Raw genomic sequence first — 13791 nt, 5'->3', positions numbered from 1 at the left:
TCTTTGTTTAAAAATTTACTATACATAACAATGGTGTAACGTATAGACTACTATAGCAAGCATAGAAGATCTTCGAAAGGAGGGAGTATACATGATGGACGAAAAAGTATTACGTGATGAAGATTTAAACGAAGCTTTGTTCGCTGAAATGCTTATACGCGGAGACGTCAAAGATTTCCGTGAAGAATTCTTATCACACCATCCATACGACCAAGCAAGTTTTTATGAAAAAGCAGATTCCGAAACTAGGCAATTGCTATATCAGTATCTCTCTCCTAAAGAGATGGCAGATCTGTTTGAAGCAATTGAATTAGACGATGACGATTATGAAGATTTGTTCCGAGAAATGGATGCTCGTTATGCTGCAGACTTACTGTCTTATATGTATACAGATGACGCAGTTGACGTGTTAAACGAATTAAATAAAGAACAAGTTGCGAGTTATTTGACCATTATGGACAAAGAATCAGCACGTCAAATTAAAGACTTGCTCCATTACGAGGAATATACGGCCGGATCGATTATGACGACAGAATTTGTGGCAATTCCAAAAAATTCAACGGTTCGTTCGGCAATGAATATTCTTCGAAACGCTGCACCAAATGCCGAAACCATTTACTATGTATTTGTTGTGGATGATGAAAAGAAACTTTCAGGTATTGTCACATTGAGAGATTTGATTCTTGCAGAAGAAGATACATTGATTAGTGCCATTATGAATGAACGAGTGGTTAGTGTTTCGGTTAGTGAAGACCAAGAAGAAGTTGCACGCATGATTAAAGATTATGACTTTCTAGCTTTACCAGTTGTTGATTTCCAGCAGCATTTGCTAGGGATTATCACAGTCGATGATATTATCGATGTATTAGAAGAAGAAGCTTCCGATGATTACTCGAAACTCGCAGCCGTATCCGACATGGATACGTTTGATAAAAGTTCGTTAACAGCTGCAAAGAAGCGGTTACCTTGGTTGATTTTGCTGACGTTTTTAGGGATGCTGACAGCAAACTTAATGGGCATGTTTGAAGCAACGTTAGATCAAGTTGCGTTACTGGCTGTTTTTATCCCGCTCATTGCTGGTATGGCTGGTAATAGTGGTACACAGGCTTTGGCAGTAGCGGTTCGAGGAATTGCAACAGGGGACATTGAAGAAGAAAGTAAAATGAAACTATTGTTTCGTGAAGCGGGTACCGGTCTTATTACCGGTATTGTTTGTGGAGTCGTTGTCGTAGGATTAGTTTACTTTTGGAAAGGCGAATTACTTATTGGGATGCTTGTTGGAACAGCTGTTATGAGTTCCATTTTTGTCGCAACATTAGCGGGCTCGTTTATTCCATTAGTCATTCACCGGATGAAAATTGACCCTGCAGTCGCATCTGGACCTTTTATTACAACATTAAACGATATTATTTCTATTTTAATTTATTTAGGTTTAGCTACGACATTTTTAAGTCGTCTTTAGGAAAGTGCAAATTGCACTTTTCTTTTTTGTGAGGTATTATTAGTACCAGGTAATAATAACAGACGCAGGAGGAATGGACATGTCAATATCATTAAAAGGAAAGACTTTTGTCATTATGGGAGTAGCAAACAAACGGAGCATCGCTTGGGGAATCGCACGTTCGTTAGATGAATCGGGAGCAAAGTTAATTTTTACATACGCAGGAGAGCGTTTTGAAAAATCTGTGCGGGATTTAGTTGCGACATTAGACGGTAATCATGAGCTGATCTTGCCTTGTGACGTTACAAACGATGAAGCAGTTGCTACATGCTTTACAACGATCAAAGAAGAAGTTGGAACAATTCACGGACTGGCACATTGTATCGCTTTTGCAAAAGGCGAAGAATTAGCAGGCGATTTTTCAGATACGTCACGAGACGGCTTTTTATTAGCCCATAATATTAGTGCGTATTCCTTAACAAATATCGCGAAAAACGCAAAACCGTTAATGGCAGAAGGCGGCAGCATCGTTGCCTTGACGTATATTGGCGGCGAACGCGTTATGCCAAATTACAATGTCATGGGTGTTGCGAAAGCTTCTCTTGAAATGTCGGTACGTTATTTAGCAGCAGATCTTGGTAAGCATAATATTCGTGTTAACGCGATTTCTTCAGGTCCTATTCGTACATTATCTTCAAAAGGTGTCAGTGATTTCAATTCAATTTTGCATGAAATTGAAGAAAAAGCACCATTGCGCCGCAATACAACTCCTGAAGAAGTAGGCGATACAGCCGCATTCTTGTTCAGTGATATGTCTCGTGGAATTACAGGTGAAACCATCCACGTTGATAGCGGATTCCATATTTTATAAAATACGAAAAAACAGATTAACCGATATAAATCGGTTAATCTGTTTTTGTTTTACTCTACTGTTACGGTTTTTTCCATCGATTTATGGGGGATACCTGCGTCCATAAATTCGTCTGATGTGATTTCATAGCCAAGTTTTTCATAAAAGGCAAGAGCGTGGGTCTGCGCGTTCAATTTAAGTCTGAAAAGGCCGTTAGACTGAGCGTACCCTTCCATTCCGTTCATCATCATGACGCCAATATGCTGGCCACGATATTCAGGAAGAACGCAAACACGTTCCACTTTTCCAAGACCGACTTCTACTTCGCGAATACGGCCGGCAGCAATTGGTTGTTCAAGTTGATAAGCGACAAAGTGAATCGCATCGTCATCGTGTTCATCCATTTCAATATGAAGCGGGACACGTTGCTCTTCTACGAATACTTTTCTGCGAACATCAAAAGCTTGCTCTTTTTCCAATTGATTTTCAGCTATTTTCACTTTAAACACTTACTGATCATCTCCTGTTAAACGGAATGTCTCGTATACTGTCCATGAACCATCTTCCAATTGATAAAGCAAATGCATCCGGTCAACAATTTCTTCGTGATCGATACCCGCCATTTTCAATTGACCATAAACATCCGCGTGCTCGGTATCAGACAATTTTTGTCCGATGGTGATATGAGGTACAAATGAATGTTTTGGCATTCCGCCGAAAAAGTCAGAATGCAAATCTTCGTGCAAAGCCTCGATTTCTTCGTTCGGCTCTACTTTAAAGTACAAAGTAGTATTAACTGGAGAAAATGTGCTGACACGCGTTGCATGTAATTTAAAAGGTTTCTGGCGCTTCGCAATGTTTTGCATTTCTGCTGCCATATCCTTAACATCTGCTGCATCTACCTCAAATGGTTCTTTTAAGGTCATGTGAGGGGTAATCAATTCATAGTGCGGGTCATAACGTTTACGATACGAGTTGGCGATGTCTTGTAATTTTTTTGAAGGAAAAGCTGCTACTCCATATTTCATCTAAACGACCTCCTTGTCTGTAATAACCATCTTTTTTTAAGCCTCGGAATATCATAAGCCTCTACATGCCAAAGTTTTGAATAAGGGCACGTCTTAAATCGGGCTGCCAATGCTTCCAAGTGTGGTCTCCTTCAAATTCTTCATAAAAGACCGAAAACCCTTTATTTTTTATTAAATTATTTAATTGGCGGTTTGGTTCGAGAAAATCTGCAGTTCCACCAGATCCTAGTTTTACAGCTGTTTCTTCTTTTCCGATAACATGATAAACCGTAAATGAGTTAGCTGATTTAAAAGCTTCTACTGCGGTCAACATTTCTTCGCCAACTTTCGGCGATTGAAGGATAACACGACCGAAAATATTTGGATATTTTAAAGCTGCCATCAAGGATACTGTTGCCGCTAGCGAATCTCCGATTAAAGCACGCCCCATACCTACTTGATAGGTTGGATACTTTTCATCTAGGAAAGGCACCAGTTCATGTGCTAGAAAACGTAGGTAAGCGCTATGCTGTTCACCAGTAGGTTCGTATTTTTTATTTCGGTCTTCTACACTCTTGTATGGAACGCCAACTACAATAATATTTTCGATTTCCCGATGCTCTAATAACTCATCGACGACTCGAGGAATCCGTCCTAGTTGAAAATAATCTTTTCCATCAGAAGCGATGACCAGCGTATATTTATATAAGGGCGAAAAATTGGCAGGAAGATAGACGAGCAATTGCATGTCTTCTTGAAGTTCCTTGCTGTAGATTGATAAATCCTCTACCTTTCCAGTAGTCATTTATATGCCTCCTCTAGTGTTTTATAAGAAAATTGTACCATAATGAATGTTCAAGGTATAATGGAAACAGAACACCAATAATTAGCGGGAAGGGGTTTTTGGTATGGATGGAGCAAAGTTCCAAGTTCATTCAGACGACGTAAGAAAAGCGACACATGAAGCATTAAAACGACGAGGCGTAACGAATGAAGACATAGCCAAAATAGTTCTAGATATGCAACTGCCATACAATGAAGGACTTAAAATCGAACATTGTCTGGAATCAGTTGAAAGTGTTTTACGTAAACGCGAAATGCAGCACGCCCTGCTAGTAGGGATTGAACTCGATGAACTAGCAGAACAGGGAAAGTTATCTCGTCCGCTTCAGCAAATTATCGGGTCGGATGAAGGGTTGTTCGGTGTGGATGAAATGATCGGATTAGGTGCTGTGCTAACTTATGGAAGTATCGCGGTCACAACATTCGGCCATCTGGATAAAAATAAAACTGGCATTATTCATGAACTAGATACAAAAGTTGGCGGTCATGTTCACACTTTCTTGGATGATTTAGTAGCTAGTATCGCTGCATGTGCATCGGCGCGTATTGCCCATCGGACCCGTGATCTTGAAGAGCAAGGTAGGACGTTTGAAGATCTTGCCCCGGAAGATACGACACCTGAAACACATGTAGAGGGTGCAGAGACGTAAAGAAGTATTCTAAATGTTCTTTCTGTAAGCGGTTGTATTTGCGAAATGCATTGAAACCATTCAGAAAGGAATGGTATTATTAAAAATGAAACATAGAAAATTATTAGAGAAAAGGGAGGTCACTTTATGTTGAACAAGAAATTTGGTTTATTTGCTGCAGTAACACTTGCAGGATCTGTATTCTTAGCAGGATGCGGAGATGACGCAGCTACAGAAGGCGAAGGCGGAGGTTCATCAGATCCAGAATTCCTTAGCATTCTAACTGGCGGAACAACGGGTACGTATTATCCACTAGGTGGCGCAATGGCGAACATCATTGAAACAGAAACAGGTTTAGATACGACTGCTGAAGTTTCACAGGCATCTGCTGCAAACATGACAGCACTTGCTGATGGAGATGCACAAATTGCATTTGTTCAAACAGATACGGCATTTTATGCATCTGAAGGATCGAATATGTTTGAAGGCGAAGTAATCGATACAGTTTCTGCTATCGGTGCACTTTATCCGGAAACAATTCAATTAGTAACAACTTCAAGTTCAGGAATTGCTTCATTTGATGATTTAGCAGGTAAGAAAATCTCAGTTGGTGCACCTGGATCAGGAACTTATATTAACGCTGAACAACTACTAGAAATCCATGGCATGGCGATGGACGATATCGATGCACAAAACCTTGACTTCGGTGAATCACAAGAAAGCTTGCAGTCAGGTCAAATTGACGCAGCATTCATCACTGCTGGTACTCCAACAGGAGCAGTTGAAAGTCTTGGAGCTACTTCAGATGTAGTGATTGTACCTGTAGAAAAGGATAAAGCTGATGAATTAATCGAAAAATATCCTTACTATGCGCATGATACTGTACCATCTGGTATTTATGGATTAACTGAAGAAGTTCCGACTGTTTCAGTTTTAGCGATGTTAGTTGTACAAAACGATCTTTCAGAAGATCTTGTTTACAACATTACAAAAGCAATCTATGAAAATACAGATCAAATCCAGCACGCAAAAGCAGATTTTATCAAATCAGAAACTGCTCTTGATGGAATCGGTATTGACATTCATCCTGGAGCGCAAAAATATTTTGACGAAGTAAATTAATTGAATGAGCGAGTAACTGACGATAAAGCGCGAGCTTTTCGTCAGTTATTTATTTTTTTAGATGGAGGAGAATAGATTATGCGGTTTACCCGGATACAACAAATCCTTCTTTTAATGATTGCCCTCATCTTAATCAGCTCCTTAATCGCATTCACCCCTTCCAAAAAATATTATGTGTTTATCGATAATGAGACTGAAGACATTGCGGCATATATTCCGGTAGAAAGCCAGTTTTTCCAAATAATATATACCCATTCGATTCACTTATCAGAAGTTATTGAAAGCTACAAAATAGTAGGAAACGATCAGTTGATGATGACAGAGCTTGAATACGAAGATTTTAATATCGGGATGCCTTCAAATGCAGGAGAAGGCGAGACCTTTGTCGAAAAAGATGGTAAATACTTTATCAAGAATATGACAAGAAAAATCCCGGAGTTCCGTTTATTTGTTGGGGATGTGGATGCGAACTTATCATTCAAAACCAAAGGACACCGGATGGATTTAAAAAAGACGCTTGAAAGAGGGAAGTCGTATACGTTTCGAGTACAACATGTATCCCTGTTTCAACTAAGAAAAGGAGTGAAAATTGATGAGCGATAAGTTGCCTCCAGAAGAGCATGCGCAGCAAAAACTTCCGCCAGAGGACGAGTCTTACATCTCAGAAGAAAAACAAAAGGAAATTTTACAGAAATACGATCCTGAATCCAATACGCGGGATTTAAGTGGAATGATTAAACATGTGGTCTTTTTTGGATTATTAGCTTTTTCCTTGTTCCAGCTCTATACAGCCATCTTTGGACAGTATACCGCTTATATTCAGCGGTCGATTCACTTAGGGTTTGCCTTATCCTTAATTTTCCTATTATTCCCAGCTAGAAAGCGTAAAGGAGCTCGTCATAAGGTTGCTTGGTATGATTATATCTTGGCGCTACTATCAGTTGGTGTAGCTTCTTATTGGCCAATCATGTATGACGATTTAGTATTCCGTCTTGGACGTGTTACTGAATTAGATTTGATTGTCGGTATTTTAGCGGTCCTTCTAACATTAGAAGCGACAAGGCGAGCAGTCGGCATGCCGATTACTGTGATTTCCGGTTTGTTTTTAACTTATGCCTTTTTCGGACCATACTTTCCAGGTTTCTTGCGTCACAGAGGCCAGGATTTAGAATCACTTGTTCAATTGATGTTCTACACGACAGATGGGGTACTCGGAACACCAATCGGCGTATCGGCTACCTTTATATTCACCTTCTTGTTGTTTGGCTCGTTTTTGGTCAAAACAGGAGTAGGACAGTATTTCAATGATTTGGCCGTATCATTAGCCGGGAATTTAGTTGGTGGACCAGCAAAAGTAGCAATTTTCTCTAGTGCTTTGCAAGGGACGATTTCTGGGAGCTCGGTTGCTAACGTTGTAACTTCAGGTTCTTATACAATTCCGATGATGAAAAAGTTGGGTTATAAGAAAGAGTTTGCCGGAGGGGTAGAAGCAGCAGCCTCTACAGGAGGACAATTAATGCCACCAATCATGGGAGCAGCAGCCTTCTTGATGGTAGAATTTATCGGAGGCGTGACTTACTGGGAAATTGCCAAAGCGGCAACGATACCAGCGCTCTTGTATTTTACAGGTGTTTGGATTATGACTCATTTCGAAGCGAAGCGCATTGGCTTGAAAGGGCTTTCGCCAGAAGAAATGCCAGATCGTAAAGAAGTATTGAAGAAAATCTACTTACTGACGCCAATTCTTGCGATCATCGTCTTTTTATTGATCGGTGTGCCAACAATGCAAGCAGCACTTTACGGGATTTTACTCACGATATTTGTAAGTGCTTTTAATAAAGAAACGCGCTTGAACTTTAAAGATATGATTTTAGCTTTAGTTGATGGTGCAAGAACAGCGTTAGCAGTCGCGGCAGCAACTGCAGCAGCCGGGATTATTGTAGGTGTGGTCGTGAAGACTGGACTTGGTTTAAGTTTGGCAAACGGATTGGTTTCCGCATCAGGCGGAAATGTCTTGTTAACCTTATTCTTCACGATGTTAGCAGCGATTGTCCTAGGTATGGGATCGCCAACAACGGCCAACTACGTTATTACGTCTACAATCGCAGCACCTGCTATTATTACGCTGTTAATGTTAGATGAGCCAGTTGGCGCAGCAGTGCCACTTGTGGTCGCATTATCTGCCCATTTATTTGTTTTCTATTTTGGTATTATTGCCGACATCACACCACCTGTTGCACTTGCAGCATTTGCCGCATCAGGTATTTCAGGCGGAGAGCCGATACGGACTGGATTTATTGCAGCCAAACTAGCTGCAGCAGCCTTTATCATTCCGTATATGTTCGTTCTATCTCCATCGTTATTAATGATTGATACGACTTGGCCAGAATTAATCTGGGTATTGATTACAGCATTATCCGGTATGGTTGCAATTGGTGCAGGATTAATCGGTTATTGGTATCGTAAGCTTAACTGGTTCGAGCGTATTATCACATTTGCAACTGGACTTGCGTTAATTTATCCAGAAGGCATGACAGATATTATTGGAGCCGTGTTATTTGTTATCTTGTTTGGTATCCAATGGATGGCACGCGATAAAAAACCTAGTAAAACAGCACAAGCATAAAAGAAAAAAACCGGTCAGGCTGATGCCTGACCGGTTTTTTTGCGTTCGATATTTTTTTACTTAAAAACGAAAAAAGCCATCACCCGAAGGCGATGACTTTTTCAAAGCAAACTTTGTTCCTAAAGCTTGCAGTGGGTTTGGCACCCAATAATTCCTACTGATTGTTGAAATCTCATAAGAACGATGGGTGTCGAACTTGTTACTAGATTCATCATATCTTGTTCGTTAGGAAATGTAAAGTTGTTAGAAATTTTGGCGAATGGAGAAAGAAATTCATGTTTTCGTATGCTGTAGATTTTTTATTTTTCAAAAAGGATTGCCGTTAGGTAAATTGTGGTATAAAATAAGAACAAACGTTCCCATTCGAGAGGTGAGTATGATGAAGAAGCAGGAACTACCAGAAGCTTCTATCTTCTGCATCGATATGTGCGGCTTTTACGCGAGTGTTTCGGCGGTTGAGCTTGGACTAGACCCTCTAGAAGTTTGTCTTGCAGTTGTCGGAAATCAGGAACGAAAGGGTAGTGTTGTGTTAGCTGCATCGCCAATGATGAAAAAGCGTTTTGGCGTCAGGACAGGTACACGACTTTTTGAAATTCCAAATCACCGAGATATTTTATTAGTAGAGCCCAAAATGAAATTGTATTTGCAAAAATCTATGGCGATTACTGAATTATTAGCAAGGTACGCGCCGAAAGAATCGATTCATATTTACAGCGTTGACGAAAGTTTTATTGAACTGACAGGTACCGAAAAATTATGGGGACCTCCAGAATTTACTATGCGCCGCATTCAGCAAGAATTATTGGACTCTTTTAAACTGCCATCTTCAGTTGGGGGAGGTCCTAATATGTTGCTGGCCAAATTGTCATTAGATTTAGAAGGAAAAAAGATGGGATTTGCTTATTGGAACTATAGCGATGTACCGAAGAAATTATGGCCAGTACAGCCATTAAGTCGAATGTGGGGCATTGGATCTCGAACAGAAAAAACCTTAAACAGTATGGGGATTTTTTCTGTAGGAGACTTGGCATGTACCGATGTTTCTGTTTTGGAAAAACAATTTGGGATTATGGGCAATCAGCTGCATCAACATGCTAATGGCATCGACCTTTCGGATATGGGATCCCCCTTAGTCGAAGGACAGATTAGCTATGGCAAAGGACAGATTTTGTACAGGGATTACATAGAAGAACAAGACATCATGACCATTGTTTTGGAGATGTGTGAGGACATCGCGATGCGCACACGTCAAGCCCGGCGTGCAGGGCGAACCATCCATTTGAGTATCGCTTATAGCAAGACAGCTTTTGGGGGCGGGTTTTCTCGTTCTCGGTCTATTGACGAAGCGACAAATGACACCATGGAAATGTATCGTGTTTGCCAAAGTCTTTTCCGTGAACATTTCCAACATAAACCGGTACGGCAAATTTCACTAGCCATCAGCAATTTAGAAGAAGAGTCTTCTATGCAGTTGAGTCTCTTTGATGAAAAAAAGTTTGAAAACAGACAGCTCGGAGAAGCAATGGACACGATTCGGAAACGATATGGCTATTCAGCCATTTACCGAGGCATTTCTGCAACGCAAGCAGGCACTGCCATTGCACGAACCAAATTAATCGGCGGACACAATAAAGAATAAAGGGGCTGGGTCGGGTGAAACACAATAAATATTTAAAAGTTGTAGGAGATGTTAAAGATCGCGGACGTATTAAATGGACGGCGTTAATGTTGCCGGAGCATGTCGAAATGATTCGTGAATGGTACGCAAAAGACGAACTAATAGCAAAGCCTGAATTGACAGAAGACGATTTGCAGCTGCTACAAGAAGAAATGGACATCGCGTTAAAACGTCAATGTGAAGTGGTGATTCAAAGTTGGGAAGAAGGAGTGGTTTATGAGCATAGAGGGACGATTGAAGGCATCGAGGCAAGGAATCGCATGATTGTGTGTAAAGAGGGAGAGAAAAGACATCGGCTGCCGTTCGATGGAGTCATTTCGATTGTAATGATTGAGTAAAAAGCTATAGCTACAATATTCAAGGCGTTACGGTTTAGAGCAAAGATACTCAGGTAACGCAGGTATGGGTTAATAGTTTCTTAGCTCACTTTTACGAGAAAGTAGAAGAATTGAGATATAGTTTAAACTCATTTTTAGTGGGAGAGAAAAAGAGTGCTCTTTAAATTTCAAAACTAGAAGTTACCTTTAATAAATTCACCTCTTAATATATTCTGAAAATTAAGATTACTTATTGACTATTAGATAGCGAACCAGTAATCTGAAATTGAGTATAATAAATACGCAATAAGGAGGAACGTATATGATCAATTCGGTTGAAGGAAAGAACTTTAAAGTAACCCCTCTGTTTCACTATATCCAAAGGCAAGCAGAAGCAGCTGGTCTACATGTTCATTGGGCAAATGCCAAAGAAACATTACAACTTTTTGAGAATAAAGAGTCTTTAAGGTTAGGAAACGCTATATCGGAGCTATTCAATATGAAGGAAGTAATAAACATTTAAAAAAAGAACCCGATAAAGTGAGTCTTCGGTTTAAGAGAAGCAATCTTACAGATTATTTGAGAGTAAATCTAGAAAAGGTCACAACATTTCGGCGTGATAAAAATATAGGGCCAGCTATTAATACTTCAGCCGAGTCTATTGCTTTTAAATTTCACAGGTTAGAAGAAGATGAGGAAGAAACTATTAAGGAAATTTTTTCTGTAGTAGAAAACCATTATTCAGCGGAATAAGTCGTCGATTCGATGCGCGCATTTTCTTTGTCACAGCTTCAATATGATGTCGTTACTGAAAGTGAGAAAAATTCGAGTTATTTTCCAAATCCAAGAAAAGTTAAATCATTTTATTAGTGGCTCTCGTCTTTTCCTAAAAAAATTAATAGACATAAAAAAATACTCCTCATTCTGAACTTTACAGAATGAGGAGTTTCGTATTTCACTCGAAAAACGAGTGAAGTACAACGTAATAATCAATGGTCTGTACTGGGATCGAACCAGCGACCCCTTCGATGTCAACGAAGTGCTCTCCCGCTGAGCTAACAGACCTCAATTTCCAGGACAAATTTAATTATAGCTCGTCCATAGGAAAAGTCAATACTAGTAAAAATAGAAAAGCTAACCTATTAACCTACTGTCCAACGCCTCTAAAGCCTGCATCCTGTGCATCTTGTTCAGAGCAAAACCATTCTTCTGGATTGGTTTGTTCGTAGGAAGAATCACTTGGCAAATGATAGATTTTATTGCCGTTGCGGTTAATATTCCCTTTAATATCGCATTCGTCTGTTTGTTGTTCAGAAGTAGGGGACGTATTGGCAGCTGGTTTTTGTCCGTAAGCTTCTGCATTGAATCCGCGGTTGGTTGAATAGTTTTCATATTGCCAAATACCTACTCTATTTTCTTTAGCGATTTGTTCTGCTTGTTCAAATTGATCAAGGTAACGGGTGTTTGGCGGGAACACATAAGCGACTCTGGCCAGTCCAGCTCTAATCATTTGTTCTTGCACACTTTCGCCATCAACATAAATATAAGCAAGCAATCGGTCATAATCATCCAAACGGTCCCCGACATCAAATTCGATAGAAACATCACCAGACTCAATAATCCGTTTATTTTCTTCAGTAGCATCTTTGCCAAGTGGTTGTTCGCCTAAGCGCGGATGATTGGTTTCCGGCGTATCCATCAATAAATAACGAACGGTTACTTCTTGACCTTCGTACATAATTTTAATGGTATCCCCATCAATGACTTGCGTCACTTCCACATCTATCTGATCGGTTGTGTTGGGCGTATCAATGGATTCGACCATTCCGCAGCCAGATAGAAAAAATAAGGCTAATAACATAATTTTTAGTTTCATGGTAATCCCTGCTTTCGTTCTTTCATTATACGAACAATTAACTAGCCTGGCAATCGAGTCTATTGCATAATAAAACGCCTCTTTCAACCAATGATTGAAAAGGCGCCGCTATGTATATAAGTGATGAATTTGGATTAGCACGATCAATTAAAGTGCAGACTCCGTAAGCCTTTGAGCTTCTGTGTAATACAAAAGAGAGTCCTCCGTTACGTTTTCTAACTTTTCTTTATTGACCCCAACTTCTAATTCACCTGTGAATATAGGTTCCCACCACTGTGTCTGCTCATTCATAAAAGTTCCTCCTCGAAATTGTAATGGTATTGTTTGACTATTCTATACCCTTAAAGGTTACACTAATAAACAAACATTGTGAAAAAGCCGAAAAGGTTTAAAGGAGAGATAATTGATGATTTCAATTGGCATTATTGGAGCGGGAATTATTGGAGAACGAGTCATTAAACAACTCCAACAAGAAGAGAACCGCGTAGAAATAAAAATTGTTTACGATGAACAAGCTGAACGACTTACAGAAATTAGCCAAACCTATGGCATCCCGATGGCAAAATCAGTCGAAGATGTCCTTCACTCAGATATAAACTGGGTTTATATTGCAACACCGCCCGCTTTCCATGCAGAAATTGCGGAACTTGCAGCAAGTGCAGGGATTAATATTTTGTGCGAAAAACCGTTAGCCCATAATGTGGAGGGCGGCGAATCGATGGTAGACTCTGTGCAAAATAACCGTGTGAAAACGGCTATGCATTTTCCTTTAATGTATAAACCGGTAATCCGCGAAATGTCGAAACGTATTAAAATAGGGCATATTGGGAAAATTGTCCGCATCGAACTTCAAACCTTTTTCCCGGATTGGCCAAGGTTGTGGCAGCAAAATCCGTGGATTGGCTCAAGAAGTCAAGGGGGATTCGTCCGTGAAGTCTTCCCACATTATTTTCAATTGATGAATCGGCTTTTTGGTGAACTATCATTTACTTCCCATCACATTACTTATCCTGAACAGGAAGACAAATGTGAAACAGGGATGATTGCTCATGGACTCACCGAAGAACAAATTCCTTTCCTATTGACGGGAATTAGTAATATCGGTCAAAAAGAGTTATTGCAGTTTAAAGTGTACGGAGAACATGGTGTGCTAACGTTAGAGAATTGGACAACTCTTTACGAGTCGGTAAAAGGAGAAGATCGTCAATTGATCAGTGACTTTGAAGATGTGCCTTCACTTTTTGAAGAAATGAATGAACAATCGACGTTGTTAGTTAATTTCGAAGAGGGATTAATTGTCCAACGCTATATCGATCATTTATTGACAGACTAGTAGATAAACTAGTCGAAGTCATTAGTTTAGCGTATAGGTTATCTTGATGGGTATAATAAAGAAACTTAA

At 39.9% G+C, this 13791-nt stretch carries 15 protein-coding genes and 1 tRNA gene; 10 read left to right on the top strand and 6 right to left on the bottom strand.

Annotated elements, in window-relative coordinates:
* The first annotated feature begins 91 nt into the window (after positions 1–91).
* Both mgtE and fabI read left to right on the top strand, forming a co-directional pair.
* The gene (mgtE, locus tag BBI08_RS12010; RefSeq protein ID WP_008498122.1) at positions 92–1462 is read left to right on the top strand and encodes a magnesium transporter; all 1371 of its coding nucleotides are present in this window, start codon (positions 92–94) and stop codon (positions 1460–1462) included.
* Positions 1463–1541: 79 nt separating this feature from the next.
* Positions 1542–2312, top strand: coding sequence for an enoyl-ACP reductase FabI (gene fabI / locus BBI08_RS12005; protein ID WP_008498121.1), 771 nt, complete (start codon positions 1542–1544; stop codon positions 2310–2312).
* Positions 2313–2362: 50 nt separating this feature from the next.
* Here the strand turns inward: fabI and BBI08_RS12000 are convergent, their stop codons facing one another.
* The 3 genes from BBI08_RS12000 to BBI08_RS11990 all read right to left on the bottom strand — a co-directional run bounded on the left by BBI08_RS12000 (position 2363) and on the right by BBI08_RS11990 (position 4103).
* The gene (locus BBI08_RS12000; RefSeq protein ID WP_008498120.1) at positions 2363–2800 is read right to left on the bottom strand and encodes a GNAT family N-acetyltransferase; all 438 of its coding nucleotides are present in this window, start codon (positions 2798–2800) and stop codon (positions 2363–2365) included.
* The gene (locus BBI08_RS11995; protein WP_008498119.1) at positions 2801–3319 is read right to left on the bottom strand and encodes a YjcG family protein; all 519 of its coding nucleotides are present in this window, start codon (positions 3317–3319) and stop codon (positions 2801–2803) included.
* Positions 3320–3380: 61 nt separating this feature from the next.
* Positions 3381–4103 (bottom strand): alpha/beta hydrolase, encoded by a 723-nt coding sequence (locus BBI08_RS11990; RefSeq protein ID WP_008498117.1) that lies wholly within the window; start codon positions 4101–4103, stop codon positions 3381–3383.
* Positions 4104–4206: 103 nt separating this feature from the next.
* Here BBI08_RS11990 and BBI08_RS11985 point away from each other — a divergent pair, with 103 nt between their 5' ends.
* The 7 genes from BBI08_RS11985 (at position 4207) to BBI08_RS17045 (ending at position 11036) form a co-directional block, all read left to right on the top strand.
* A complete protein-coding gene (locus BBI08_RS11985) occupies positions 4207–4791 on the top strand; it encodes a phosphatidylglycerophosphatase A family protein (RefSeq protein ID WP_065528140.1) in 585 nt (194 codons plus the stop codon).
* A gap of 126 nt (positions 4792–4917) precedes the next feature.
* Positions 4918–5892 (top strand): TAXI family TRAP transporter solute-binding subunit, encoded by a 975-nt coding sequence (locus BBI08_RS11980; protein ID WP_008498116.1) that lies wholly within the window; start codon positions 4918–4920, stop codon positions 5890–5892.
* Positions 5893–5970: 78 nt separating this feature from the next.
* The gene (locus tag BBI08_RS11975) at positions 5971–6495 is read left to right on the top strand and encodes a DUF1850 domain-containing protein (protein ID WP_008498115.1); all 525 of its coding nucleotides are present in this window, start codon (positions 5971–5973) and stop codon (positions 6493–6495) included.
* Positions 6485–8518 (top strand): TRAP transporter permease, encoded by a 2034-nt coding sequence (locus tag BBI08_RS11970; RefSeq protein WP_008498114.1) that lies wholly within the window; start codon positions 6485–6487, stop codon positions 8516–8518. The genes BBI08_RS11975 and BBI08_RS11970 overlap by 11 nt, the downstream gene beginning before the upstream one ends.
* 379 nt (positions 8519–8897) lie before the next feature.
* Positions 8898–10157 (top strand): Y-family DNA polymerase, encoded by a 1260-nt coding sequence (locus BBI08_RS11965; protein WP_205847847.1) that lies wholly within the window; start codon positions 8898–8900, stop codon positions 10155–10157.
* 14 nt (positions 10158–10171) lie between these two features.
* Positions 10172–10534 (top strand): YolD-like family protein, encoded by a 363-nt coding sequence (locus BBI08_RS11960; protein WP_008498113.1) that lies wholly within the window; start codon positions 10172–10174, stop codon positions 10532–10534.
* A gap of 301 nt (positions 10535–10835) precedes the next feature.
* Positions 10836–11036: a hypothetical protein gene (locus BBI08_RS17045; RefSeq protein ID WP_155800283.1), complete on the top strand. Its 201-nt coding sequence runs from the start codon at positions 10836–10838 to the stop codon at positions 11034–11036.
* Positions 11037–11506: 470 nt separating this feature from the next.
* Here the strand turns inward: BBI08_RS17045 and BBI08_RS11950 are convergent.
* The 3 genes from BBI08_RS11950 to BBI08_RS17140 all read right to left on the bottom strand — a co-directional run bounded on the left by BBI08_RS11950 (position 11507) and on the right by BBI08_RS17140 (position 12680).
* Positions 11507–11578: transfer RNA gene (locus tag BBI08_RS11950), tRNA-Val, on the bottom strand.
* Positions 11579–11660: 82 nt separating this feature from the next.
* A complete protein-coding gene (locus BBI08_RS11945) occupies positions 11661–12389 on the bottom strand; it encodes a thermonuclease family protein (RefSeq protein ID WP_008498112.1) in 729 nt (242 codons plus the stop codon).
* Positions 12390–12536: 147 nt separating this feature from the next.
* Positions 12537–12680 carry a hypothetical protein gene (locus BBI08_RS17140; protein ID WP_008498111.1) on the bottom strand — a complete coding sequence of 48 codons (144 nt, stop codon included), beginning with the start codon at positions 12678–12680 and terminating at the stop codon, positions 12537–12539.
* A 115-nt stretch (positions 12681–12795) separates the two neighbouring features.
* Here BBI08_RS17140 and BBI08_RS11940 point away from each other — a divergent pair, with 115 nt between their 5' ends.
* Positions 12796–13722: a Gfo/Idh/MocA family protein gene (locus BBI08_RS11940; RefSeq protein WP_008498108.1), complete on the top strand. Its 927-nt coding sequence runs from the start codon at positions 12796–12798 to the stop codon at positions 13720–13722.
* The last annotated feature ends 69 nt before the right edge of the window (positions 13723–13791 follow it).

Source organism: Planococcus halocryophilus, assembly GCF_001687585.2.
GTDB classification, from domain to species: Bacteria; Bacillota; Bacilli; order Bacillales_A; family Planococcaceae; genus Planococcus; species Planococcus halocryophilus.
This window is presented reverse-complemented; position numbering and strand designations above follow the sequence as displayed.